Here is a 23,170-nt window from a genome sequence, read left to right as displayed (position 1 = left end):
TACTCCGGCGTGATGTCATGTCGTGACGGGCGTCAATGCCTGCGGATCAGAATAGAAGGCGGAAGCGTAAAATACAAACAAATGAAATCACGTTTCAATATTTTTGTGATGCAGGAGCAGCTTTGCGTTGCTCCTGCACATTGTTAACCGAGCAGATGCGCGGCGGTGAGCTGTTGCAAGCTGTCGAGTTTGACATTCGCCAGCACATAGCGCGGATCGGCACGATGCTCCTCATCGGGCACCACAATCGAACGCATGCGCGCCGCCTTGCTGGCAATCATCCCATTCACGGAGTCCTCCAGCGCCACGCAGGCTAAAGGATCGACACCGAGCTTCGCCGCACAATCGAGATAAACCTGCGGGTGCGGCTTGCTGTAAGGCAGGCTCTCGGCAGAGGCCAGCGCATCGAAGCTGTCACGCAGGTCGAACATCGCCAGCACTTTTTCGAGCATATGCAGCGGCGATGCGGAAGCCAGCCCGACACGCAGTCCGTTCGCTTTGCATAGTGCCAGCGCTTCACGCACGCCCGGCAGCAGCGGGCGCTCGGCTTCTACCAGCTCGATTGCGCGCTCAATGATTCGTGCGGTCACTTGCTGGCGGGATGGGCCGCTCCACGGCTGTTGCGCATACCACAAATCAACCACCATATCGATGCGCAGGCCCAGCGTATCAGGCAGCTCGCCGCGGCGCGTGATGTCGACGCCGAGGCTTGAGATCACCTCAAGTTCAGCGCGATCCCACAGCGGTTCCGAGTCAATTAATAAACCATCCATATCAAAAATTGCTGCAACTGTTTGGCGCGGGGCAGACATAACACCTCTCCGGTTAGCGAAATTAAACAGGGTGAAGGTAGTGAGTATGGCAATGCGTTCACCCTGGCGTCTTTAAAAATCAGGCGAAAATAGTTATCAGCAGGTAGACTAAGGCACAAACAGTGCGTCAACAACAAGGGGAATCCATGACGTATCAACAAGCTGGACGCATCGCCGTACTGAAACGCGTTCTGGGTTGGGTGATTTTTATTCCGGCCGTTATTTCGACCGTTATTTCGATCGTGAAGTTTATGTATGAGCATAGCGATAAACAGCCCGGTATTAACGCCGTGATGCTTGATTTCGCCCACGTGATGATTGAGATGATGCGGTTCAATACGCCATTCCTCAATCTCTTCTGGTACAACTCGCCGACGCCCCATTTTCAGCAGGGAATGAACGTTCTCTTCTGGATTATCTTCGCGCTGATCTTTATTGGCCTGGCTTTACAGGCTTCCGGTGCGCGCATGAGCCGCCAGGCACGCTTTGTGCGTGAAGGGGTGGAAAACCAGCTGATCCTCGAAAAAGCCAAAGGCGACGAGGGGCTGACCCGCGAGCAGATCGAAGCGCGCATTAACGTGCCAAACCACACCATTTTCCTGCAGATTTTCCCGCTCTACGTACTGCCGGCCATTATCATTGTGGCGGGGTACTTCTTCTTTAAGCTGCTCGGCTTTCTGTAAAGTTACAGCGCCCGATAGCATTCGCGATCGGGCTTCTTAGCCTTTCACTTTTACGCGGCCAATACCCGATCCAGCGCCTTCTGTGCATTCATCAAATGTTCACCGCCGAAGAGAATGGCGCGGTTGAAGAGGGTATAAAGCTGGTAAATCGGTTGGCGGTCGAGAAAGTCGGGCGGGAGCGGGGAGATAGACTGGTAACCGTCGTAGATCTGCGGTGGCTGATCCGGATGGAGCGGCAGCATCGCCAGATCGCACTCCCTGTCGCCCCAGTAGCAGGCGGGATCGTAAATATAGGGGCCATCCGGGCCAAGAGCGCAGTTGGCGGACCAGAGATCGCCATGCAGTAAAGAGGCCTGCGGCTGGTGGCCAGCTAACCGCTGCTGAACATGTTCAACAATTGCATCGATATTGCCGAACTGCAGCCCTTTCTCTGCCGCCAGCTCAAGCTGCCAGCCGATACGCTGCTCGGCGAAAAAGGTCGACCAGCGGCGCTGCCAGGCGTTCGGCTGCGGCGTCGTGGAGAGATCGTTATCGAAGTCGAGGCCAAACTGCGGCTGATCGCTCCACTGATGGAGCCGGGCAAGCTGCTGCCCCAGCAAAAATGCGCTATGCACATCCAGCGGGCGGGCGTGGAGATACTCCATCACCAGGAAACTGTAGTCGCGATCGCTGCCGACCGCCCACACCTCAGGAACCCGTACCGTATTGCTGCGCGCCAGCAGCGCCAGCTGATCGGCTTCGGCAGTGAAGATGGGAAGCAGGGCGCGTTCATCACATTTAACAAAACAGTCGCGTCCTGCGTAACGTATGCGCCATGCAGCGTGAATTTCGCCGCCCGGTAGCTCATCACGTTGTTCAATTTCGCCTTCACCCAGTTGCTCGCTTAACAGACCACTTATCGCTTGCCACATGATATTTCTCCCATGTAATCAGCCAGATCATTAGGTTAGCGCACTAAAGCTGTGAAAAAATTCGACTTAACGCACACCAGGCGCACGCACGGCGCAGGATGGCACTTATTGCTCTTGTTGCCGCCACGTTTCCCAGGTGGAAACTGTGACATCGGATTTTCGCCCGACGGCGCTTTCCGCCAGGCCGCTGGCGAGATCATGAACCTCTTGCTCGTTTAAGGCGCTAATCAGGCCGAAGGTGTTGGTGCCCAGATCGTGCACCTTGCCATCGTCGTCCGCCATGGTGATAAGAAAGCCCGCAAGTGTAAAGTGGTTATTCAGCTCATTAATATCCGTTAGCGTCTCATCGTGAAATTTCACCGTGACGACGTAGCGGGTGATGCCATCGCTACTCATATTTCACCTCATTGTTAATGCAAATTTTTTTAGCATAGTCGGCGACGACTATTTGTCGACCATAGCCAGCGACTCTCGCTGCGTTAACGCGCTTAAGCACCGCGTAAGTAGTCGTAGATCTTTTGCGTATCTTCACTGGCACACAGGCGCGTACCCTGATTGATGGTTGCCGCACTGCCGGCTGCGACGCCAAAGCGCACCATATCGTCGAGCGGGGCATCTTCAGCAAGCTTAAGGGTCATGGCACCGACCATGCTGTCACCCGCACCAACGGTGCTCTGGCTTTTCATCGGCGGCGGCACAACCTGTACATGGCCCTGCTGATCCACCCCCAGTGCCCCTTGCGGCCCAAGCGAAACCACTACGCGGCGCGCTTTGCCGCTGTTAATGATCTCCTGTGCGGCACGCAACACGTCATGGGGCTGGTTAAGCGGTCGGCCAACCAGCGCGCTAAGCTCTTTCTGGTTGGGTTTGACCAGTTCGATATTGCCAATCTCCAGCGCAGCGGCCAATGCGTCGCCTGAGCTATCAATAATGCAGCGGATCCCCTGTTTTTGCGCAACGGTAATCAACTGCGTCAGCTTTTCAAGCTGTACGCCAGGCGGAAGACTACCGCTGATGACCAGAATTGCGCCGCTCTCTATCGTCAGCACTTTCTCTTCTATCTGGCGGAACTCATCTTCGCTGAGGGCGGCGCCGGGCATCACAAAGCGATACTGCTCGCCGCTCGCCTCAACGTGCACATGCAGGTTCTGTCGCGTCCAGTCGGCGGTCTGCACGCTGAGGGTCGGGACATGCTCATCGGCGAGCAGGGCAGTCAGGTGTTCACCGGTTGCGCCGCCCGCCGGGAAAATCGCGGTGGCTTTGCCGCCGAGGTGGGCGATGGCGCGGGCAACATTAATGCCGCCGCCACCCGGTTCAAAAACCGGCGAGGTGCAACGGAGTTTTCCTTCCGGATAAATTTGCGGCGTTATTGTCGCGCTATCGAGGGATGGCGCGAGCGTCAGCGTATAAATCGATACCATATTGACCTCCTGTTACGTAGGGTGCAGTAAGCCTGGCACCATTTACAGCGAAGGGAAAGTAAATAACAGTATGATTTTAAATACGATATTATTTTTACGGTGATATTTCGGAATCTATAACAATTATTCTGAGATCTCTCTTATTCAAAAAATCAAATAAGATTTCATTGATATGTTTAAGCGGTCTTTTTATAATTTGTTACCTTTCTGCGGACCGTTGGTCATTGATCCATAAGAAAGTTTCCGGGACCGTGTTGGTCTCATTTACTGTACGGATTTAAAAAAAATGAAGCTTTTTAAGACAGTACCCGCGCTGGTTATGGCTGCGGGCGTGCTTGCGTCGATGAATGCTGTCGCAGATGATACCGTTTTTACTGTCATGGATGACCCCGCCTCCGCGAAAAAACCGTTTGAAGGTAATGTTAACGGTGGCTATCTCGGTCAGTCAGGCAACACAAAGAGTTCCTCTTTGACGGCTGACTCTACCCTGACATGGTATGGCGATTCTACGGCCTGGTCCCTGTGGGGTAACGCCAGTAATACCTCGTCTAACGACGAACGTTCTTCCGAGAAGTATGCTGTTGGTGGTCGTAGCCGTTATAACATGACTGACTACGACTACCTGTTCGGCCAGGCGAGCTGGTTGACCGATCGCTACAACGGCTACCACGCCCGTGACATCGCTACCGCCGGTTATGGTCGTCAGTTCCTGAATGGCCCGGTTCACAGCTTCCGTCTCGAATTCGGTCCGGGTGTACGTTATGACAAGTACACTAACGGCGATACCAAAACGACGGCGCTGGGCTATGCGTCTGGCACGTACGCGTGGCAGTTCTCTGACAATGCGAAATTTACCCAGGGCGTTTCGGTGTTTGGTGCGGACGATACCACCGTCAACTCCGAAACCGCGCTGAATGTGGCGATTAACTCCCACTTCGCGTTGAAAGTTGCCTATAACGTGACCTGGAACTCCGAGCCGCCATCATCGGCTCCGGATCATACCGATCGCAGAACGTCGATTACCTTAGGGTATTCAATTTAACTGGACGGGCCGGATTACCCGGCCCGTTTTTATTTACACTCAGTGCGCAATTCGCCGGTTAATTTTTATATAAGTTCGCTCCTGCACTTTCTCTCCACATTTCCTCTTTGAGAAACATATTCAGTTTATTTGACACGAACGGCTAAATAAATTGACTGGGAAAAAGTGTGATCCAGATCTACAATTCTTGCTGTGGGCACGCTGCTGCCCGGCCAGTTAAATCTATTTCAGCAAGAGAATTTAATCATGAAAACAATCACAACAACCGCCGCCGCGCTGGTTATTTCTGCGCTCTCTTTCAGCGCATTCGCGGCACAGCCTGCACAATCTACTAATCACATCACCAGCATCGAAGCGGGTTCAAACATGATCCCCGGCACGCATGCAGTAAAAGGTACTAATGACGCTGCTTTTAATGCGCATACGCTGGTAGCCGGTGGATGGGAATAAAGATTATTCTTAGCCGTTTCATCTGCTTAATTTAAAAACCGGATTATGCGGTACCGGTTTTTAAATTTGGCAAGACAGACTTAATAATGAGTTGATTCTGAAAAGTTATTTGCAAAAAGTGCGCTAATAACGCTTATCTCTGGTTGCGTTAAATCTCAGAGTATTAGCTACGCAGGAGAGAGAGAATATTCTCCGCCGCCTGGTTCGCCACTTTTAGCACGGCGTCCTGACCCTGCTGTAACAGCTGCGCTTTAGCCATCTTGCTCGCTTCCAGCGCGTAATCTGCATCTTCTATCCGGCTCTTTGCCGCTTGCGTGGCGACACTCTGCTGCGCCAGCACCGATTTGTTTGATTCAAAACGATTAATAAAAGCGCCATATTGCGCGCGGTAACCGCTCACTTTTTCCAGCGCCTGGTCGAGTTTGCCCATCGCCTTACCTGCGGTGGTTTCTGACAGCAGATCCGTGCCGGTTAAGCCGAGGGATTTAACATCCGCGGGCGTGGTCGGAATGGTCGTTGATTTGATCTCATCCCCGACAGTGGCACTGGTCACCACTTCCCACGGCCTGCTCTGCTTAGGCGGCACTTCCGGCGTAATCGTTGGTTTTGGCAGATCGCCCCAGGTCAGGTTACTGGTGAAAGAACCGCTACCCACAATCATCACCACCAGATCTTCGGTGACATTATCTATTTTTAACCGCTCAAGGCGGTTCGAACCATTGCTGCCGTCATTGTAGGCCGCAGCGGACTCGTAACGATCGCCATCGCCGCTGTATTTGATGGTCATGCCGTGATAGGCGAGCGTCTCGCTGCCATTTAATGCCCAGGACGTACCCCCTTCAATCAGCAGCGAGTCATCATAGGTGGCGCCACTCTTGAAACCGTTCGCTGCAGTCAATACGCGGCTGGTCGCCTTCGCAGAATCCGTGATACCGCGGCTTTTCCAGGTGTAATCCGGATCGCTGCCGTTGATTGGCGTGCCTGCCAGATGTTTACCGTCACGCGTAAAGAGCTGGATATCGTCATCTAACCCCAGCGAGTCGATGGTCAACGTAATATTTTCCGCCCCCGCCGGGATATAGGCCAGCGAGACGATCCCAGAACTGAAGGAGTAGTCCGTCCCGCTCACCGGAAATTTCGTACTCAGCGGCGGCACATCGCCGATAAGCTGCGGCGGTAGCTCTGGCGAGTCCGTTGCCAGCGGGTAGCTGCCGAAAATCTCCGTACCCTCGGAAATCGACTGAATGGTATCCAGAATACTTTTATATTCATTCTGAATGCTCTGTCTGTCGCCTTCGGAAAGCGTGCTGTTGCCGGCCTGGATAGCCAGGCTTTTAGCGCGAATCAGCCGTTCGCTAATGGTACTCAGGCCACCATCGGCGGTCTGTGCCATGCTGATGGCGTCATCCAGCCCGCGGGAAACCACAGTGTCTGCGTTGCTGTTTGAACGCATACGGTTGGCGATGGCCTGGCCTGCCGCATCGTCTTTTGCGCCATTGATTCGTAAACCTGACGACAAGCGCTCAATTGACTCCTGAAGAGTCGATGAGGTTGTTTTTCGAACCGTCAGGTTCAATCCCGTCATCTCGTTGTAATTGATCGCTTGCATTACCGTCGCTATATCATTCAAACCACGAATGCTCTATTTATCGGCAACAGTAGTGAGTTTCTTTAAGGTAAATCGATAAGGAAATTTAACTTTGCGCAACTGTATAAAAAACAAGTCCTTTTACATTTCCGCTATAGATTTGCTGTGTTGTGGCACACTTACAGGCAACGGGTGTAAGGATAGATTGCGTTTTACTCAAGGCTTTCTAATGAAAAAAGTGGGGCGATATGGGCAAGTTGAATGATGCGGCGTTATACGATGAGATGTGCCGGGTGGTGGGCAAGGTGGTGCTTGAGATGCGTGACCTGGGACAGGAGCCTAAGCATATTGTTATTGCGGGTGTGGTAAGAACCATGCTGGCTAATCAGAGAATCAAACGTACCGAACTGACAGAGGCGGCGATGGAAGAGGTGATTCGCGCTCTGGGTTTCGATGCCTGAGGCGGGTTCCAACAGGGCACGCATTGCTGCGTGCCCGGGAGAAGCGAAAGCCCTAGCGTCGTTTTCTCGGTGAAACCGGAAGGGTTTGTGAATATTTCACTTTACTGTGTTTGTAGAAGGCAAAAATAACAATAGCAATCAGCAGGATGATGGCTAAGATATAAACTATTACCATGATTTATCAGTGGGTTAGGGGGTTAATGGGAAGCCAAATAGACTGCTTCTACCCCGGTTGTGTCAAGATGTAAACGAAAAATCAGATAATACCTTCTTTGCGCCAGCGTCGTTGAATGGCGACCCACTCCCAAATAGAGCCGGAAAAGGGCGCAAAAACGATCCGCGTCACACTAGCCCTTTCAACACAGAGTGCAAATGTGTACTATTGTCGGGTACTTAACAGCAGCGGGTAAGGGTAAAGTGCGGTCATCACCGTTCGATACATATTCCGCAGAGTGAAGCGAGAAAACTTATCTAAGCGGCTGTTATATCTTTGAAATCTCATTTTGCATGTGCTCTTTCGTGTGGCGCACCACTGCAAATTAAGGAAATGAAATGCCTGTAATTACGCTTCCTGATGGCAGTCAACGCCATTATGACCACGCCGTAAGTCCCCTGGATGTCGCGCTTGATATTGGCCCTGGCCTGGCGAAAGCCTGCATTGCCGGACGCGTCAACGGTGAACTGGTCGATGCTTCAGATATCATCGACAGTGATGCAAACCTTTCTATTATCACCGCAAAAGATGAGGAAGGACTGGAGATTATCCGTCACTCCTGTGCGCATCTGTTGGGCCATGCGATTAAGCAGCTGTGGCCGCACACCAAAATGGCGATTGGTCCGGTTATCGACAACGGCTTCTATTATGACGTTGATCTCGACCACACCCTGACTCAGGAAGATATCGACGCGCTCGAAAAACGTATGCACGAGCTCGCCGAATCCAACTATGACGTTATCAAGAAGAAAGTGAGCTGGCAGGAAGCGCGTGAAACGTTTGTCGCACGCGGTGAAAACTACAAAGTCTCCATTCTTGATGAAAATATTGCCCATGATGATAAGCCTGGCTTGTATCATCATGAAGAATACGTCGATATGTGCCGTGGTCCGCACGTACCGAATATGCGTTTCTGCCACCATTTCAAACTGATGAAAACGGCGGGCGCTTACTGGCGCGGCGACAGCAGCAACAAGATGCTGCAGCGCATTTACGGCACCGCATGGGCAGATAAAAAAGCGCTTAACGCCTATCTGCTGCGTCTGGAAGAAGCCGCAAAACGCGACCACCGTAAAATCGGCAAGCAGCTTGACCTGTACCATATGCAGGAAGAAGCGCCGGGTATGGTATTCTGGCACAACGATGGCTGGACCATTTTCCGTGAACTGGAAACGTTTGTACGCTCTAAGCTCAAAGCGTATCAGTACCAGGAAGTGAAAGGCCCGTTTATGATGGACCGTGTGCTGTGGGAAAAAACCGGCCACTGGGACAACTACAAAGATGCTATGTTTACGACCTCTTCGGAGAATCGTGAGTACTGCATCAAACCGATGAACTGCCCGGGACATGTGCAGATTTTCAACCAGGGGTTGAAATCCTACCGCGACCTGCCGCTGCGTATGGCGGAGTTCGGTAGCTGCCATCGTAATGAACCATCGGGTGCGTTGCACGGTCTGATGCGTGTGCGCGGCTTTACGCAAGATGATGCGCACATCTTCTGTACGGAAGAGCAGGTTCGCGATGAAGTGAACGCCTGCATCCGTATGGTCTACGATATGTACAGCACGTTTGGCTTCGAAAAGATCGTTGTCAAACTCTCCACCCGTCCCGAGAAACGTATCGGTAGTGACGAGATGTGGGATCGTGCTGAGGCGGATCTGGCAGTTGCGCTGGAAGAGAATAATATCCCATTTGAATATCAGCTGGGTGAAGGCGCATTCTACGGTCCGAAAATTGAATTTACCCTTTATGACTGCCTCGATCGTGCATGGCAGTGCGGAACGGTACAGCTGGACTTCTCCCTGCCGGCTCGTCTGAACGCCTCTTATGTGGGCGAAAGCAACGAGCGTCAGGTTCCAGTTATGATTCACCGCGCAATTCTTGGGTCACTGGAGCGCTTTATCGGCATCCTGACTGAAGAGTTCGCAGGCTTCTTCCCAACCTGGCTTGCGCCGGTACAGTTAGTGGTCATGAACATCACTGATTCACAGTCTGAATACGTCAACGAATTGACAGAGAAACTGCAAAATGCAGGCATTCGTGTAAAAGCAGACTTGAGAAACGAGAAGATAGGCTTTAAAATCCGCGAGCACACTTTACGTCGTGTCCCTTATATGCTTGTTTGTGGTGACAAAGAGGTTGAAGCCGGCAAAGTTGCTGTGCGTACCCGTCGCGGTAAAGACCTGGGTAGCCTTGACGTAAATGAAGTTATCGAGAAGCTGCAACAAGAGATTCGCAGCCGCAGTCTTAAACAACTGGAGGAATAAGGTATTAAAGGCGGAAAACGAGTTCAAACGGCGCGTCCCAATCGTATTAATGGCGAGATCCGCGCCCTGGAAGTTCGCTTAACTGGTCTGGAAGGCGAGCAGCTTGGTATTGTGAGTCTGCGAGAAGCTCTGGAAAAAGCTGAAGAAGCCGGGGTTGATTTAGTTGAAATTAGCCCTAACGCCGAGCCGCCCGTTTGCCGTATAATGGACTACGGCAAGTTCCTCTATGAAAAGAGCAAATCTTCTAAGGAACAGAAGAAGAAGCAAAAAGTTATTCAGGTCAAGGAAATCAAATTCCGACCTGGTACAGATGAAGGCGACTATCAGGTAAAACTCCGCAGCCTGATTCGCTTTCTTGAAGAGGGCGATAAGGCCAAGATCACACTGCGTTTCCGCGGTCGTGAGATGGCCCACCAACAGATCGGTATGGAAGTGCTTAACCGCGTGAAAGAAGATCTGGTCGAACTGGCAGTTGTCGAATCCTTCCCTACGAAGATCGAAGGCCGCCAGATGATTATGGTGCTTGCTCCTAAGAAGAAACAGTAAGGCCATCAAGTAATTAAACCTGTGGGCCTCGTGCTCGCGGGTTTAGTTCGCCTTTGTTTCGTTTATTAACAATGCGAAGTGGAAATTGAAAAATGCCAAAGATCAAAACCGTACGCGGTGCTGCTAAGCGCTTCAAAAAAACCGGTAAAGGTGGTTTTAAGCACAAGCATGCTAACCTGCGTCATATTCTGACCAAAAAAGCTACCAAGCGTAAACGTCACCTGCGTCCGAAAGCCATGGTTTCTAAAGGCGATCTGGGCCTGGTCATCGCGTGCCTGCCGTACGCATAAGTCGTTAACCTTTTAACTTTTTAATTAGAATATACAGGAGAGCATATGGCTCGCGTAAAACGTGGTGTGATTGCACGTGCACGTCATAAGAAAATTTTGAAACAAGCTAAAGGCTACTACGGCGCGCGTTCACGCGTTTACCGTGTTGCCTTCCAGGCTGTTATCAAAGCTGGTCAGTACGCTTATCGTGACCGTCGTCAGAAAAAGCGTCAGTTCCGTCAGCTGTGGATTGCACGTATCAACGCAGCAGCACGTCAGAACGGTATTTCTTACAGCAAATTCATCAACGGCCTGAAAAAAGCCTCTGTTGAAATTGACCGTAAGATCCTGGCTGACATCGCCGTATTCGACAAAGTGGCATTCTCTGCCCTGGTTGAAAAAGCGAAAGCAGCTCTGGCGTAAGCCAGTTTAAGAGAGGGAGCCTGGCTCCCTCTTTTGCTTTAACAGTATCAATACATTGACTTTTTGCCGTGATGCGTTTTCAATAGCCCATCGTCGCCACGTAGCCGATTAAGGTAATGCAAGCATGAATGCTGCTATTTTCCGCTTCTTTTTTTACTTTAGCACCTGAATCCAGGGGGCTTGCGCGTGAAAGAAGAAACGGAAAACAGCGCCAGAAAGCCTCCCTTGTGGAGGCTTTTTTTGTATCTGCCGCGTGTAAATATCGTCATATAACGAGGAAAACCATGTCACATCTCGCAGAGCTGGTTGCCAGTGCGAAGGCAGCCATTAACGATGCCTCAGATGTCGCCGCGCTGGACAACGTACGCGTCGAATATTTGGGTAAGAAAGGGCATCTGACCCTTCAGATGACCACCCTGCGTGAGCTGCCGCCAGAAGAGCGCCCGGCCGCCGGAGCGGTAATCAACGAAGCCAAAGAGCAGGTTCAGCAAGCGCTGAACGCGCGCAAAAACGATCTCGAAAGCGCTGCGCTGAATGCCCGCCTCGCCGCAGAGACCATCGATGTCTCCCTGCCGGGCCGTCGTATTGAAAATGGCGGTCTGCACCCGGTAACGCGTACCATCGATCGCATCGAGAGCTTCTTTGGCGAGCTGGGCTTTACCGTCGCTACCGGGCCGGAGATCGAAGACGATTACCACAACTTTGACGCGCTGAACATTCCGGGTCACCATCCGGCGCGTGCCGATCACGACACCTTCTGGTTCGACGCCACGCGTCTGCTGCGTACGCAGACCTCAGGCGTGCAGATCCGCACCATGGAACACCAGCAGCCACCGATCCGCATTATTGCCCCGGGCCGCGTCTACCGTAACGACTACGATCAGACCCATACCCCGATGTTCCACCAGATGGAAGGGCTGATCGTTGATAAAAACATCAGCTTTACCAACCTGAAAGGGACGCTGCACGACTTCCTGCGTAACTTCTTTGAAGAGGATCTGCAAATCCGCTTCCGTCCCTCATACTTCCCGTTCACCGAACCTTCCGCCGAAGTGGATGTGATGGGCAAAAACGGTAAATGGCTGGAAGTGCTGGGTTGCGGCATGGTTCACCCGAATGTGCTGCGTAACGTTGGCATCGACCCGGAAATCTACTCCGGCTTCGCGTTTGGCATGGGGATGGAGCGTCTCACCATGCTGCGCTACGGTGTGACAGATCTGCGCGCATTCTTCGAAAACGATTTGCGTTTCCTCAAACAGTTTAAATAAGGGCAGGCGAAACAATGAAATTCAGTGAACTGTGGTTACGCGAATGGGTGAACCCAGCGGTTGATAGCGAAGCGCTCTCCGGGCAGATCACCATGGCCGGTCTGGAAGTGGACGGCGTTGAACCAGTCGCCGGCGCGTTTCATGGCGTGGTGGTTGGCGAAGTGATGGAGTGCGCTCAGCACCCGAACGCTGACAAACTGCGCGTAACAAAAGTGAATGTGGGCGGCGATCGCCTGCTGGATATCGTCTGCGGCGCGCCGAACTGCCGTCTCGGGCTCAAAGTGGCCGTAGCGACAGTCGGCGCGGTACTGCCAGGCGATTTCAAAATCAAAGCGGCGAAACTGCGCGGTGAACCCTCTGAAGGGATGCTCTGCTCCTTCTCCGAACTCGGTATTTCCGACGATCACAACGGCATTATTGAACTGCCGGCAGATGCGCCGATCGGCACCGATATTCGTGAATACCTGAAGCTTGACGACAACACCATCGAAATCAGCGTTACGCCAAACCGTGCCGATTGCCTGGGCATTATCGGCGTGGCTCGCGACGTTGCGGTGCTGAATAAATCCCCGCTGAACGAGCCAGAAATCGCGCCGGTTGCTGCAACCATTAACGATACGCTGCCGATCGTTGTGGAAGCGAAAGAGGCCTGTCCGCGCTACCTGGGCCGCCTGGTCAAAGGTATCAACGTCAGCGCGCCGACGCCGCTATGGATGAAAGAGAAGCTGCGCCGCTGCGGCATTCGTTCAATCGATGCGGTAGTCGATGTCACTAACTACGTTCTGCTTGAGCTCGGCCAGCCGATGCACGCCTTCGACAGCGATCGCCTTGAAGGCGGCATCGTGGTACGTATGGCGAAAGAGGGCGAAACGCTGGTGCTGCTTGATGGCAACGAAGCGAAACTGAGTGCCGACACGCTGGTGATTGCAGACCAGAACAACGCGCTGGCGATGGGCGGTATCTTCGGCGGTGAACACTCCGGTGTGAACAGCGAAACGCAAAACGTCCTGCTGGAGTGCGCCTTCTTCAACCCGCTCTTCATTACCGGTCGCGCACGTCGTCACGGTCTGCACACCGATGCTTCTCACCGCTACGAGCGCGGCGTCGATCCGCAGCTGCAATACAAAGCGATGGAGCGTGCTACGCGCCTGCTGCTGGATATTTGCGGCGGTGAAGCGGGCCCGGTTATTGACGTTACTGATGAAGCGTCACTGCCGAAACGCGCCATCATCCGTCTGCGTCGCAGCAAGCTGGATCGTCTGATTGGTCATCACATTGCCGATGAGCAGGTGAGCGATATTCTGACCCGTCTTGGCTGCGAAGTGACCGCAGGCCAGGATGAGTGGCTGGCGGTTGCGCCGAGCTGGCGTTTCGATATGGAGATCGAAGAGGACCTGGTGGAAGAGGTTGCCCGTGTTTACGGTTACAACAATATTCCTGACGAGCCGGTGCAGGCCGGGCTGGTGATGGGCGAACATCGCGAAGCCAACTTGTCCCTTAAGCGAGTGAAAACTATGCTTAACGACAAAGGCTACCAGGAAGTGATCACCTACAGCTTCGTTGATCCGAAACTGCAGCAGTTGCTCCACCCGGGCGAAGAAGCGCTGGTGCTGCCAAGCCCAATCTCCAGCGAAATGTCGGTGATGCGTCTCTCACTGTGGACCGGTCTGTTAGGCACGATTGTCTACAACCAGAACCGTCAGCAGAGCCGTGTGCGCATTTTCGAAACCGGTCTGCGTTTCGTGCCGGATACCCAGGCGAACCTCGGCATCCGTCAGGACGTGATGCTGGCGGGCGCTATCTGCGGAAACCGTTATGAAGAGCACTGGGACCTGGCGAAAAACAGCGTTGACTTCTTCGACCTGAAAGGCGATCTGGAGTCTGTGCTCGAGCTGACCGGCAAATTAGGCGCTATCGAATTCCGCGCAGAGACCAATCCGGCGCTGCATCCGGGTCAATCTGCCGCGATTTATCTGAAAGATAAACGCATTGGCTTTATCGGCGTGGTGCATCCGGAGCTGGAGCGTAAGCTTGATCTGAACGGCCGTACGCTGGTGTTTGAACTGGAGTGGAATGCTCTCGCAGACCGCGCCGTGCCTCAGGCTCAGGAGATTTCTCGCTTCCCGGCGAACCGCCGCGACATCGCTGTTGTGGTCAATGAAAATGTACCCGCAGCAGATGTTTTGGCTGAATGTAAGAAAGTTGGCGCAAATCAGGTAGTTGGCGTAAACTTGTTTGACGTGTACCGCGGTAAGGGCGTCGTGGAAGGGTCGAAAAGCCTTGCCATCAGTCTGATCCTTCAGGATACCGGCCGTACACTCGAAGAAGAGGAGATTGCCGCTACCGTTGCCAGATGTGTAGAGGCATTAAAAGAGCGATTCCAGGCATCATTGAGGGATTGAACCTATGGCGCTTACAAAAGCTGAAATGTCAGAATATCTGTTTGATAAGCTTGGGCTTAGCAAACGGGATGCAAAAGAGCTGGTAGAGCTGTTTTTCGAAGAGATCCGTCGTGCTCTGGAAAATGGTGAGCAGGTCAAACTCTCCGGCTTCGGCAACTTTGATTTGCGTGACAAGAATCAACGTCCGGGTCGTAATCCAAAAACCGGCGAAGATATTCCCATTACAGCACGGCGCGTGGTGACCTTCAGACCCGGCCAGAAGTTAAAGAGCCGCGTCGAAAACGCTTCGCCCAAAGCTGAATGATTTTGCATTAACCAAAAAGGCCGCCTCGCGGCCTTTTTTCTTTTCAGCATCCGCTATCCCTCTTAGAATCAGTCACCTGGCTGATGAGTAAACGTGAAACCATGCTGGCATACGCCCATCTTCAACAGCAACGCAACCGCCGCTGGCTCGGCGCGCTGGCGCTGCTTTTACTGCTTGCGCTCACCATAAGTCTTTGCGCAGGCGAGCAGTGGATAGCCCCCAATCGCTGGTTCACCCCTGAGGGCGAACTTTTTGTCTGGCAGATACGCTTACCGCGTACCCTCGCCGTGTTGCTGGTGGGTGCCGCGCTGGCGCTGTGTGGTGCCACCATGCAGGCGCTGTTTGAAAACCCTTTGGCAGAGCCTGGGCTGCTTGGCGTGTCAAGCGGCGCGGGGGTCGGCCTGGTTGCGGCAGTGTTTCTCGGTGGCGGGATGTTGCCCGACTGGGCACTAGGTCTCTGTGCCATTGCAGGCGCATTGATGGTTACGCTTATCCTGCTGCGCTTTGCGCGCCGCCATCTTTCCACCAGCCGCTTACTGCTGGCCGGTGTTGCGCTCGGCATTATCTGCACCGCCTTAATGACCTGGGCGGTCTACTTCTCCACCTCGCTCGATTTACGTCAGTTGATGTACTGGATGATGGGCGGCTTCAGCGGCGTCGACTGGCAGCAGGGCTGGCTGATGGCTGCACTTCTGCCGGTGATGGTGTGGATCTGCCTGCAATCCACGGCACTGAACGTGTTAGCGTTGGGTGAAATCTCTGCCCGACAGCTCGGGTTGCCGCTCTGGTTATGGCGTAATCTGCTGGTGGCGGCTACCGGCTGGATGGTTGGGGTCAGCGTGGCGATTGCCGGGGCTATCGGCTTTATCGGGCTCGTGATCCCGCATATTTTGCGCTTATGTGGCTTAAGCGATCACCGCGTTCTGCTTCCGGGTTGCGCGCTGGCGGGCGCGGTTGCGTTGCTATTTGCCGATATTGTCTCGCGCCTCGCGCTCAGCGCCGCAGAGCTGCCGATAGGTGTTGTTACATCGACACTAGGTGCGCCGGTGTTTATCTGGCTATTATTGAGGGTCGGGCGCTAAGCCCGGCAACCATCACATTCATTAAGGGGATGTTATGCAACAGAATATTCTGGATACCAAAGTCACCACCATTGATGGCGAAAAGCGCTCGCTCAGCGCCTGGCGCGGCAAGGTGCTTTTAGTGGTTAACGTCGCGTCAAAATGTGGCCTGACGCCGCAGTACGAGCAGCTGGAAAACCTGCAGAAAGCGTGGGAAGAGGAAGGTTTTAGCGTGCTGGGCTTCCCGTGCAACCAGTTCCTCGGGCAGGAGCCGGGCTCGGAAGAGGAGATCAAAACCTTCTGTAGCACCACCTATGGCGTCACCTTTCCGCTGTTCAGCAAGATCGACGTCAATGGCGACGCGCGCCATCCTCTCTATGAAAAACTGATCGCTGCCGCACCAACGGCGCTCGCACCGGCAGACAGCGAATTTTATGAGCGCATGGTCAGCAAAGGCCGTGCACCGCAGGCACCGGGCGATATCTTATGGAACTTCGAAAAGTTCCTGATTGGCCGCGACGGCCAGGTGATTCAGCGCTTTTCACCCGATATGACGCCGGACGATCCGCTGCTGGTCAACGCCATTAAGCAGGCCGTCTCGAAGTAATGCCGATGCTGATGCAGCTGCAGGAGGTTGCTGAGCCGGGCAGGCTGTCGCCGGTGAGCGTGTCGCTGCCTCCCGGGCAGATCGTGCATCTTGTCGGGCCGAATGGGGCAGGGAAGAGCACATTGCTCGCACGTATCGCCGGGCTTTCCGACGGGCCGGGTAAAATCACCTTTGGCGGCCAACCGCTTGAGCAGTGGTCGGCGACGACGCTGGCCCGGCATCGCGCCTATCTTGCCCAACAGCAGAGTGCGCCGTTTGCCATGCCCGTGTGGCACTATCTGTCGCTGCATCAGCCTGATAAAAGCCAGCACGCCCTGCTGACCCACATTGCCGGTCAGCTTGGCCTGCAGGATAAGCTGGCGCGGGCAACCAACCAGCTCTCCGGCGGCGAGTGGCAGCGGGTGCGGCTGGCGGCGGTGATTTTGCAGATCCACCCGCAGGGCAACGATCGCGGGCAGCTGTTGCTGCTGGATGAGCCGATGAACAGCCTTGATGTGGCGCAACAGGCGGCGCTGGATGGCGTGATTGGCGAGCTGGTCAGCGCTGGTATTACGGTGGTAATGAGCAGCCACGATCTGAATCATACGCTGCGCCAGGCCCACCAGGTCTGGCTATTGCGTGAGGGAGAGTTGCTGGTGAGCGGCGCCAAAGCGGAGGTGATGACACCTGCGCATCTGGCTGACGCCTACGGCATGGCTTTCCAGCAGGTTGAGGTGGAAGGCCACCGAATGCTGATCCCGACCGTGTGACGCAATGGTGACTTGCCACAACTCGCGCTCCCACTGTAGATTAATCCGATAAAAAGAGATAACGAGGCGTATTGCAGAATGCGTATCTGGTTTTTACTGGCGGCAGCGCTTTTCCTTGCAGGATGTAGTTCTCATCGCGCCCCCCCGCCGAACCCACGGCTGTCGGACTCGATTACGGTGATCGCCAATCTGAACGATCAACTGAGCGAATGGCGCGGCACGCCCTATCGCTATGGCGGCATGGCGCGTTCAGGCGTTGATTGCTCGGGCTTTGTGATGATGACGTTCCGCGACAAATTCGCGCTGCAGTTGCCGCGTGAAACGCGCCAACAGGCGAAGCTCGGTACCGAGATCGACAAAGAGGATCTGCTGCCAGGCGATCTGGTGTTTTTCAAAACCGGCTCTGGCGAGAGCGGGCTGCATGTCGGCATCTACGACACTGATAACGCCTTTATTCACGCTTCAACCAGCCGGGGCGTGATGCGCTCTTCGCTGGATAATGTCTACTGGCGCAAAAATTTTTGGCAGGCGCGGCGTATCTGACGTGACATCGACAACGGTGCAAAAAAAGGGAGCGCGCGTAATGCAGGCCTCCCTTTTTTGTTTGTGGCGGCTGAACATTTTCATATAAACCAGGACGTTTCCACTAATTCGTTTTTTTTAAATTAATTATGATTGTTCGCGACTCACCGCCAGGGGCAGGAGAATGCGTGAGCAAACGAATAACAACGGAGGGGAGGGTAAAAAAATAGAACGGGAAAAAAATGAAGCCAATCTCATTAAAATCAGTAAATATGGAATATCGTCAGACAGGTTTGTTAACGCCGGATTTAACCCATAATGCGGGGCTGGCAAAATGATAGTTTCTCTCGATTACAGCTATCGCTCTGAGCTTTTATTACTGCCAGCAAGAGACGGTAACGGAGTGCTTCAGGGTGTCGAAATTATCGTTAACTTTGTTGGAAAGGACAGCACCGTCCGCGCCCCGACAGAGCTGGTCTTGCCACGCCTGACGACCGCTGAAAAAGTGACGCTGTTTACTGAGCAACTTGATCTCATTGAAGCCTGCCAGCTTTTTTTAATTCAGCATCACCTTACCGCCTGGATTAATATTTCGCCGGAAATAAGTGAGCTATTACTGACTGATGACACGCTGGCGGCACAGGTGAGAAAATTCCCGTGCCTCGAATTGGCTATCAATGAGAATTATCCAGATCTTAATAGCGGAAAAGAGAACAAAATTCTGTCTCTACTGGCGAAACAATATCCGCTGGTGCTGTGGAATTTCGGCGTGGGTACTGCGTCGACCAAAGCGGTATTTGATGGGCTGTTTAAACGGGTCATGCTGGATAAAAACTTTATTCACCAACGTTTATCTACGCTTGCCTTCGAACCCTTTATGCGCGCCATCATTTCGCAGGTTGAACCCTATTGCGATGCGGTGATGATTGCCGGCATTGATGATGAGCCATCGTATAAGCGCGCAAGGGCGTTTCAGTTCAGCGCCATGCAAGGCGCACTCTGGCCTGCGGTTAGCCCTGCGCAGCTGACGTCACTGGTCCATCCATAGCCCTTGTGTTGCCCGGTGTTTAAACACCGCATTAGGCACTACACTAAAAGGCTGGAGGATCTATGACCCTGACTTTTACCACTCGCTGGCGTGATGAACTGCCAGATTACTACACTGCGTTAACACCCACTCCGCTAAGCAATGCGCGCCTTATCTGGCGCAACGCCCCGCTGGCAGAAACCCTCGGCGTGCCCGAGGCGCTTTTTCACCCCCAATCCGGCGCTGGCGTTTGGGGCGGCGAAACGTTGCTGCCCGGCATGTCGCCGCTGGCGCAGGTCTATAGCGGGCATCAGTTCGGTGTCTGGGCCGGGCAACTGGGCGACGGGCGCGGCATTCTGCTCGGTGAACAGCAACTGGCAGATGGTTCCACCCGCGACTGGCACCTGAAAGGGGCCGGGCTTACACCTTACTCGCGCATGGGCGATGGTCGCGCGGTGCTGCGTTCTACCATTCGCGAAAGCCTTGCCTCAGAAGCGATGCACTATCTCGGCATTCCCACCACCCGTGCGTTAAGCATTGTCACCAGCGACACACCGGTGATGCGCGAGACCCGCGAGCAGGGTGCGATGCTGATGCGTATCGCGGAAAGCCATGTCCGTTTCGGCCATTTCGAACACTTCTACTATCGTCGTCAGCCTGAAAAAGTGCGCGAGCTGGCCGATTTTGTCATTCGTCATCACTGGCCGCACCTGCAGGAGGAGCCTGATCGCTACGTCGCCTGGTTCCGCGATGTGGTACGGCGTACCGCCGTGATGATTGCCCGCTGGCAGGCGGTCGGTTTTGCCCACGGCGTGATGAACACTGACAATATGTCGATCCTCGGTTTGACGATGGACTACGGTCCTTATGGTTTTCTTGACGACTACAACCCGGCCTTTATCTGTAACCACTCTGACTACCAGGGGCGCTACAGTTTTGAAAATCAGCCGGTGGTGGCGCAGTGGAATCTGCAACGCCTGGCACAGACCCTGTCGCCGTTTATTGCTGTCGATGCCCTGAATGGGGCGCTGGATGAGTATCAGACAGAGCTGCTGACCGAGTATGGCAGCCTGATGCGCAGCAAGCTCGGCCTGTTTGTGCCGCAAGAGGGGGATAATGAGATCCTCAACGCGCTGTTTGCGCTGATGGCGCGGGAAGGAAGCGACTATACGCGCACCTTCCGCATGCTAAGCCACACTGAGCAGCAGAGTGCGGACTCGCCGCTGCGCGATGAGTTTATCGATCGCGGCGCGTTTGATAACTGGTTCGCCACCTATCGCCAGCGTCTGCAGCAGGAAGGGATTGACGATGCGCAACGGCAGCAGCAGATGCAGAGCGTTAACCCGGCGGTGGTGTTGCGCAACTGGCTGGCGCAGCGCGCCATCGATGCGGCGGAGCAGGGCGATATGGCAGAGCTGGAAAGGCTGCATGAGATCCTGCGCCAGCCCTTTAGCGATCGCAGCGATGATTATGCCCGCCGTCCGCCGGACTGGGGCAAACGGCTGGAAGTAAGCTGCTCGAGCTAGTTTATTTGGTGAGGATCAGCTTGCCGGCATGGGTTTCGCGCAGCAAATAGCGCTGCCCGTTATGCTCAATCACAATACGGCGCTGTTCACCGAGCAGCGCCTGGCTGGTGATATGCCGATCGTCGGCATGAATCTGATCCGGTTTTTCGTGCGGGCTGGTGGGCGTGGCGGAGCTATCCATAGACAAAGTCGCGCTTAACGGTAAATCAACAATGAGAATCATTATCGATAAACCGCGCAATGAGGCAAGTGTGTTTCAGGGAGATCGCGCCGATCCCCCTAAAATCTGTAGGTAACATCTGCCAGCATCGCAGAGTCGCGGGTTAGCCGCGCGTGGCGACGGCCGCGGCCAGTTTCTCCAGCAGCAGCACGCTGTCATCCCAGCCAAGGCACGGGTCGGTGATCGACTGACCATAGATGAGCGGCTGCCCGGCAACAATTTTTTGCGTTCCCTCTTTGAGGAAACTTTCTGCCATCACACCGGCAATGGCCGTTGAACCATTGCGAATTTGTGCACAGATCTCATCACACACCTCAAGCTGGCGGCGATGCTGTTTCTGACAGTTGCCGTGGCTGAAATCGACCACCAGTTGCTCCGGCAGATCAAACTCGCGCAGCGTGTCGCAGGCGTTGGCGATATCCTGCGGATAAAAGTTTGGCTGCTTGCCGCCGCGCATAATGATATGGCCCCATGGGTTCCCGCTGGTCTGGTAAACGGTCATCTGACCATCTTTGTCCGGTGACAGGAACATATGGCTGGCGCGGGAGGCGCGGATTGCATCCACGGCGATGCGGGTATTGCCATCGGTGCCGTTTTTAAAGCCCACCGGGCAGGAGAGCGCTGAGGCCATCTCTCGGTGGATCTGGCTTTCGGTGGTGCGCGCGCCGATGGCGCCCCAGCTAATCAGATCGGCGATAAACTGGCCGGTAACCATATCAAGGAACTCGGTGGCGGTCGGCACACCCAGTTCGTTGACCTGCAACAGCAGCCTGCGCGCCAGTTCGATACCGTGATTCACGCGATAGCTGCCGTTCAAATCGGGATCGGAGATCAACCCCTTCCAGCCGACCACCGTGCGCGGTTTTTCAAAATAGGTGCGCATCACAATCTCTAACTGCGCCTCGTGCTGCGTGCGCAGAGCTTGCAGGCGGCGGGCATACTCCATCGCCGCATCCAGATCGTGAATAGAGCAGGGGCCGATAACCACCAGCAGGCGGCGATCTTCACCATTAAGGATTTTTTCGATACGCCGCCGCGAGGCCGTCACATGGGCGGCGACCTCCGGGCTGACAGGGTAGCGCTGTGCCAGCGCCGCAGGCGTCACCAGGCTATCAATACGCGCGGTGCGAAGTTCATCTGTTTTGTTCATTAACGATCTCGAAATTAGGGGCTTCAGCGGCAAAAGTGCCGGAAGTGATGCGCTCACCATAAACCAATCGCGGCTGAAAACAAGCCTGCTACGGGGCGCAACACATCAGTGGCAAGCATGATAGCGCAGAATGCATTCATGTACTAGCTTATTAGTACATGCGACGGCTTAATCCCATCATATCGAGCATCTTGGTGGCGATCTCCTCAACGGAGTAGTTGGTGCTGTTAAGGCAGGGGATTTGATGGCGGCGGTAAAGCGCTTCCACTTCGGCCACCTCCATACGGCACTGGCGTAACGACGCGTAGCGGCTGTTTTCGCGGCGCTCCTCGCGGATGGCTGCAAGGCGCTCAGGATTAATGGTCAGACCAAAAAGTTTATGCTGTAACGGCTTGAGCGCGGCAGGCAGGCCGAGGTTATCCATATCATCCGCAATAAAGGGGTAGTTCGCGGCGCGAATACCAAACTGCATCGCCAGATAGAGGCTGGTGGGTGTTTTACCGCAGCGGGAGACGCCGAGCAAAATCACCTGCGCCTGGTCGAGGTTGCGCAACGAAATACCATCATCGTGCGCCAGCGTGTAATCAATGGCGGCGATACGCGCGTCATACTTGGTCAAATTTCCCGGCGTCAGGCCATGGGTACGATGGGCAATCGGCGTCGGATCAAGTTTTAATTCCTGCTGCAGCGGCGCCACCAGCGCCTGCACGATATCCTGACAGAACCCTTCGCATTGCAAAATAATGGCGCGGATTTCCGGCAACACAATCGAGTAGAAGACCAACGGGCGATTGCCGGTCTGCTGATAGAGCGCATCTATCTGCTCCTTGACCGCACGGGCGCGGCTCTCGGTTTCTACGAAGGGCAGGGTGATGCTGCTGACGGCAACCGGAAATTGCGACATCACCGCATGGCCTAATACTTCAGCGGTGATAGCGGTTCCATCGGAAATATAAAACACGTGACGATCGACTGCGTTGTCCATTAATCCCATCCTGAGTGTGATGCGCAATTATCTGAAAGCTTAAATTAAAAAGCCTGCCACTGCGTATAACCTTTATCTCATTTTAAAATGAAATGGCGTTTTTATTTTTGATGAACTCCAGCGATCATTTTTTAGCACTGTGGAATGCCGCAAACCCTTGGGTATTGAGAATTAACCTGGTCACCATTTATTGATGGGTATCTGTCCGAAAAACCGCTAAGGCTAATTGCTTACACGATTCACCGTTTTTTCAACTCAATTT

General features: G+C 54.0%; 27 protein-coding genes and 1 other annotated feature. Of the genes, 19 read left to right on the top strand and 8 right to left on the bottom strand.

Annotated elements, in window-relative coordinates; genetic code table 11:
• Window positions 1-143: 143 nt before the first annotated feature.
• On the bottom strand, window positions 144-812 hold the full coding sequence (gene hxpB / locus SOM48_RS14465; protein ID WP_320512204.1) for a hexitol phosphatase HxpB: 669 nt from the start codon (window positions 810-812) through the stop codon (window positions 144-146).
• A 146-nt stretch (window positions 813-958) separates the two neighbouring features.
• Between hxpB and SOM48_RS14460 the strand changes: the two genes are divergently transcribed.
• The gene (locus SOM48_RS14460) at window positions 959-1,495 is read left to right on the top strand and encodes a YniB family protein (protein WP_320512203.1); all 537 of its coding nucleotides are present in this window, start codon (window positions 959-961) and stop codon (window positions 1,493-1,495) included.
• Between the two features lie 50 nt (window positions 1,496-1,545).
• Here the strand turns inward: SOM48_RS14460 and SOM48_RS14455 are convergent, their stop codons facing one another.
• From SOM48_RS14455 to pfkB, 3 genes are all read right to left on the bottom strand, one after another.
• A complete protein-coding gene (locus SOM48_RS14455) occupies window positions 1,546-2,406 on the bottom strand; it encodes a fructosamine kinase family protein (RefSeq protein ID WP_124968493.1) in 861 nt (286 codons plus the stop codon).
• 105 nt (window positions 2,407-2,511) lie between these two features.
• On the bottom strand, window positions 2,512-2,802 hold the full coding sequence (gene ghoS / locus SOM48_RS14450) for a type V toxin-antitoxin system endoribonuclease antitoxin GhoS (protein ID WP_054802880.1): 291 nt from the start codon (window positions 2,800-2,802) through the stop codon (window positions 2,512-2,514).
• Window positions 2,803-2,894: 92 nt separating this feature from the next.
• Entirely contained in the window at window positions 2,895-3,827 is a 933-nt protein-coding gene (gene pfkB / locus SOM48_RS14445) for a 6-phosphofructokinase II (RefSeq protein WP_128483078.1), read from the bottom strand.
• 286 nt (window positions 3,828-4,113) lie between these two features.
• Here pfkB and SOM48_RS14440 point away from each other — a divergent pair, with 286 nt between their 5' ends.
• Window positions 4,114-4,869 carry a DUF481 domain-containing protein gene (locus tag SOM48_RS14440; RefSeq protein ID WP_076769751.1) on the top strand — a complete coding sequence of 252 codons (756 nt, stop codon included), beginning with the start codon at window positions 4,114-4,116 and terminating at the stop codon, window positions 4,867-4,869.
• Between the two features lie 192 nt (window positions 4,870-5,061).
• Entirely contained in the window at window positions 5,062-5,319 is a 258-nt protein-coding gene (locus tag SOM48_RS14435) for a hypothetical protein (protein WP_376748771.1), read from the top strand.
• A gap of 163 nt (window positions 5,320-5,482) precedes the next feature.
• Here SOM48_RS14435 and SOM48_RS14430 read toward each other — a convergent pair whose 3' ends face one another.
• Complete coding sequence (locus SOM48_RS14430) at window positions 5,483-6,928, bottom strand: flagellin N-terminal helical domain-containing protein (RefSeq protein ID WP_289742680.1); 1,446 nt, start codon at window positions 6,926-6,928, stop codon at window positions 5,483-5,485.
• Between the two features lie 227 nt (window positions 6,929-7,155).
• Here SOM48_RS14430 and fumD point away from each other — a divergent pair, with 227 nt between their 5' ends.
• The 16 genes from fumD (at window position 7,156) to selO (ending at window position 20,553) form a co-directional block, all read left to right on the top strand.
• Window positions 7,156-7,368 (top strand): fumarate hydratase FumD, encoded by a 213-nt coding sequence (gene fumD / locus SOM48_RS14425; RefSeq protein WP_042715883.1) that lies wholly within the window; start codon window positions 7,156-7,158, stop codon window positions 7,366-7,368.
• 552 nt (window positions 7,369-7,920) lie between these two features.
• The gene (thrS, locus tag SOM48_RS14420) at window positions 7,921-9,849 is read left to right on the top strand and encodes a threonine--tRNA ligase (RefSeq protein WP_320512202.1); all 1,929 of its coding nucleotides are present in this window, start codon (window positions 7,921-7,923) and stop codon (window positions 9,847-9,849) included.
• A 3-nt stretch (window positions 9,850-9,852) separates the two neighbouring features.
• Window positions 9,853-10,395, top strand: coding sequence for a translation initiation factor IF-3 (infC, locus tag SOM48_RS14415; protein ID WP_071789579.1), 543 nt, complete (start codon window positions 9,853-9,855; stop codon window positions 10,393-10,395).
• 92 nt (window positions 10,396-10,487) lie between these two features.
• Window positions 10,488-10,685 carry a 50S ribosomal protein L35 gene (gene rpmI / locus SOM48_RS14410; protein ID WP_001124225.1) on the top strand — a complete coding sequence of 66 codons (198 nt, stop codon included), beginning with the start codon at window positions 10,488-10,490 and terminating at the stop codon, window positions 10,683-10,685.
• A 45-nt stretch (window positions 10,686-10,730) separates the two neighbouring features.
• Entirely contained in the window at window positions 10,731-11,087 is a 357-nt protein-coding gene (rplT, locus tag SOM48_RS14405) for a 50S ribosomal protein L20 (protein ID WP_007374646.1), read from the top strand.
• A 119-nt stretch (window positions 11,088-11,206) separates the two neighbouring features.
• Window positions 11,207-11,331, top strand: a sequence feature (Phe leader region).
• Window positions 11,212-11,256, top strand: a complete 45-nt coding sequence (gene pheM, locus SOM48_RS14400; RefSeq protein WP_001386830.1) for a pheST operon leader peptide PheM — start codon at window positions 11,212-11,214, stop codon at window positions 11,254-11,256. Its footprint overlaps the feature before it by 45 nt.
• Window positions 11,332-11,371: 40 nt before the next feature.
• Window positions 11,372-12,355: a phenylalanine--tRNA ligase subunit alpha gene (pheS, locus tag SOM48_RS14395; protein ID WP_023481633.1), complete on the top strand. Its 984-nt coding sequence runs from the start codon at window positions 11,372-11,374 to the stop codon at window positions 12,353-12,355.
• Window positions 12,356-12,369: 14 nt separating this feature from the next.
• The gene (pheT, locus tag SOM48_RS14390; RefSeq protein ID WP_320512201.1) at window positions 12,370-14,757 is read left to right on the top strand and encodes a phenylalanine--tRNA ligase subunit beta; all 2,388 of its coding nucleotides are present in this window, start codon (window positions 12,370-12,372) and stop codon (window positions 14,755-14,757) included.
• 4 nt (window positions 14,758-14,761) lie between these two features.
• Window positions 14,762-15,061, top strand: a complete 300-nt coding sequence (ihfA, locus tag SOM48_RS14385; RefSeq protein ID WP_006820203.1) for an integration host factor subunit alpha — start codon at window positions 14,762-14,764, stop codon at window positions 15,059-15,061.
• 101 nt (window positions 15,062-15,162) lie between these two features.
• On the top strand, window positions 15,163-16,143 hold the full coding sequence (gene btuC / locus SOM48_RS14380) for a vitamin B12 ABC transporter permease BtuC (RefSeq protein WP_128484058.1): 981 nt from the start codon (window positions 15,163-15,165) through the stop codon (window positions 16,141-16,143).
• Between the two features lie 34 nt (window positions 16,144-16,177).
• Window positions 16,178-16,729 carry a glutathione peroxidase gene (locus SOM48_RS14375; protein ID WP_320512200.1) on the top strand — a complete coding sequence of 184 codons (552 nt, stop codon included), beginning with the start codon at window positions 16,178-16,180 and terminating at the stop codon, window positions 16,727-16,729.
• Window positions 16,729-17,478 (top strand): vitamin B12 ABC transporter ATP-binding protein BtuD, encoded by a 750-nt coding sequence (gene btuD / locus SOM48_RS14370; RefSeq protein WP_320512199.1) that lies wholly within the window; start codon window positions 16,729-16,731, stop codon window positions 17,476-17,478. Before SOM48_RS14375 ends, btuD begins: the two co-directional genes overlap by 1 nt.
• Before the next feature lie 78 nt (window positions 17,479-17,556).
• On the top strand, window positions 17,557-18,021 hold the full coding sequence (locus tag SOM48_RS14365; RefSeq protein ID WP_042715841.1) for a C40 family peptidase: 465 nt from the start codon (window positions 17,557-17,559) through the stop codon (window positions 18,019-18,021).
• Window positions 18,022-18,184: 163 nt separating this feature from the next.
• Complete coding sequence (locus SOM48_RS14360) at window positions 18,185-18,319, top strand: hypothetical protein (protein WP_258185104.1); 135 nt, start codon at window positions 18,185-18,187, stop codon at window positions 18,317-18,319.
• Window positions 18,320-18,334: 15 nt separating this feature from the next.
• Window positions 18,335-19,048 (top strand): EAL domain-containing protein, encoded by a 714-nt coding sequence (locus SOM48_RS14355; RefSeq protein WP_054802875.1) that lies wholly within the window; start codon window positions 18,335-18,337, stop codon window positions 19,046-19,048.
• Window positions 19,049-19,110: 62 nt separating this feature from the next.
• Complete coding sequence (gene selO, locus SOM48_RS14350) at window positions 19,111-20,553, top strand: protein adenylyltransferase SelO (RefSeq protein WP_320512198.1); 1,443 nt, start codon at window positions 19,111-19,113, stop codon at window positions 20,551-20,553.
• A 1-nt stretch (window position 20,554) separates the two neighbouring features.
• On the opposite strand, the gene hemP is transcribed toward selO, so the two are convergent.
• The 3 genes from hemP to ppsR form a co-directional block, all read right to left on the bottom strand.
• Window positions 20,555-20,776, bottom strand: a complete 222-nt coding sequence (gene hemP, locus SOM48_RS14345; RefSeq protein ID WP_054802874.1) for a hemin uptake protein HemP — start codon at window positions 20,774-20,776, stop codon at window positions 20,555-20,557.
• Window positions 20,777-20,876: 100 nt separating this feature from the next.
• Window positions 20,877-21,923, bottom strand: a complete 1,047-nt coding sequence (aroH, locus tag SOM48_RS14340; RefSeq protein WP_076769756.1) for a 3-deoxy-7-phosphoheptulonate synthase AroH — start codon at window positions 21,921-21,923, stop codon at window positions 20,877-20,879.
• Between the two features lie 151 nt (window positions 21,924-22,074).
• Window positions 22,075-22,908, bottom strand: coding sequence for a posphoenolpyruvate synthetase regulatory kinase/phosphorylase PpsR (ppsR, locus tag SOM48_RS14335; protein WP_042718155.1), 834 nt, complete (start codon window positions 22,906-22,908; stop codon window positions 22,075-22,077).
• Between the last annotated feature and the right edge of the window lie 262 nt (window positions 22,909-23,170).

This window comes from Kosakonia sp. CFBP8986 (assembly GCF_034044935.1).
Lineage (GTDB): Bacteria > Pseudomonadota > Gammaproteobacteria > Enterobacterales > Enterobacteriaceae > Kosakonia > Kosakonia cowanii.
The sequence above is the reverse complement of the archived record's forward strand: the minus strand, read 5'-3'. Positions and strand labels throughout refer to the sequence as shown.

Bases quoted from the DNA above. Each gene is read 5' to 3' on its own strand.
- hxpB (WP_320512204.1), bottom strand. From the start codon at position 812: ATGTCTGCCCCGCGCCAAACAGTTGCAGCAATTTTTGATATGGATGGT.
- SOM48_RS14460 (WP_320512203.1), top strand. From the start codon at position 959: ATGACGTATCAACAAGCTGGACGCATCGCCGTACTGAAACGCGTTCTG.
- SOM48_RS14455 (WP_124968493.1), bottom strand. From the start codon at position 2,406: ATGTGGCAAGCGATAAGTGGTCTGTTAAGCGAGCAACTGGGTGAAGGC.
- ghoS (WP_054802880.1), bottom strand. From the start codon at position 2,802: ATGAGTAGCGATGGCATCACCCGCTACGTCGTCACGGTGAAATTTCAC.
- pfkB (WP_128483078.1), bottom strand. From the start codon at position 3,827: ATGGTATCGATTTATACGCTGACGCTCGCGCCATCCCTCGATAGCGCG.
- SOM48_RS14440 (WP_076769751.1), top strand. From the start codon at position 4,114: ATGAAGCTTTTTAAGACAGTACCCGCGCTGGTTATGGCTGCGGGCGTG.
- SOM48_RS14430 (WP_289742680.1), bottom strand. From the start codon at position 6,928: ATGCAAGCGATCAATTACAACGAGATGACGGGATTGAACCTGACGGTT.
- fumD (WP_042715883.1), top strand. From the start codon at position 7,156: ATGGGCAAGTTGAATGATGCGGCGTTATACGATGAGATGTGCCGGGTG.
- thrS (WP_320512202.1), top strand. From the start codon at position 7,921: ATGCCTGTAATTACGCTTCCTGATGGCAGTCAACGCCATTATGACCAC.
- rpmI (WP_001124225.1), top strand. From the start codon at position 10,488: ATGCCAAAGATCAAAACCGTACGCGGTGCTGCTAAGCGCTTCAAAAAA.
- rplT (WP_007374646.1), top strand. From the start codon at position 10,731: ATGGCTCGCGTAAAACGTGGTGTGATTGCACGTGCACGTCATAAGAAA.
- pheS (WP_023481633.1), top strand. From the start codon at position 11,372: ATGTCACATCTCGCAGAGCTGGTTGCCAGTGCGAAGGCAGCCATTAAC.
- pheT (WP_320512201.1), top strand. From the start codon at position 12,370: ATGAAATTCAGTGAACTGTGGTTACGCGAATGGGTGAACCCAGCGGTT.
- ihfA (WP_006820203.1), top strand. From the start codon at position 14,762: ATGGCGCTTACAAAAGCTGAAATGTCAGAATATCTGTTTGATAAGCTT.
- btuC (WP_128484058.1), top strand. From the start codon at position 15,163: ATGCTGGCATACGCCCATCTTCAACAGCAACGCAACCGCCGCTGGCTC.
- SOM48_RS14375 (WP_320512200.1), top strand. From the start codon at position 16,178: ATGCAACAGAATATTCTGGATACCAAAGTCACCACCATTGATGGCGAA.
- btuD (WP_320512199.1), top strand. From the start codon at position 16,729: ATGCCGATGCTGATGCAGCTGCAGGAGGTTGCTGAGCCGGGCAGGCTG.
- SOM48_RS14365 (WP_042715841.1), top strand. From the start codon at position 17,557: ATGCGTATCTGGTTTTTACTGGCGGCAGCGCTTTTCCTTGCAGGATGT.
- SOM48_RS14360 (WP_258185104.1), top strand. From the start codon at position 18,185: ATGCGTGAGCAAACGAATAACAACGGAGGGGAGGGTAAAAAAATAGAA.
- SOM48_RS14355 (WP_054802875.1), top strand. From the start codon at position 18,335: ATGATAGTTTCTCTCGATTACAGCTATCGCTCTGAGCTTTTATTACTG.
- selO (WP_320512198.1), top strand. From the start codon at position 19,111: ATGACCCTGACTTTTACCACTCGCTGGCGTGATGAACTGCCAGATTAC.
- hemP (WP_054802874.1), bottom strand. From the start codon at position 20,776: ATGATTCTCATTGTTGATTTACCGTTAAGCGCGACTTTGTCTATGGAT.
- aroH (WP_076769756.1), bottom strand. From the start codon at position 21,923: ATGAACAAAACAGATGAACTTCGCACCGCGCGTATTGATAGCCTGGTG.
- ppsR (WP_042718155.1), bottom strand. From the start codon at position 22,908: ATGGACAACGCAGTCGATCGTCACGTGTTTTATATTTCCGATGGAACC.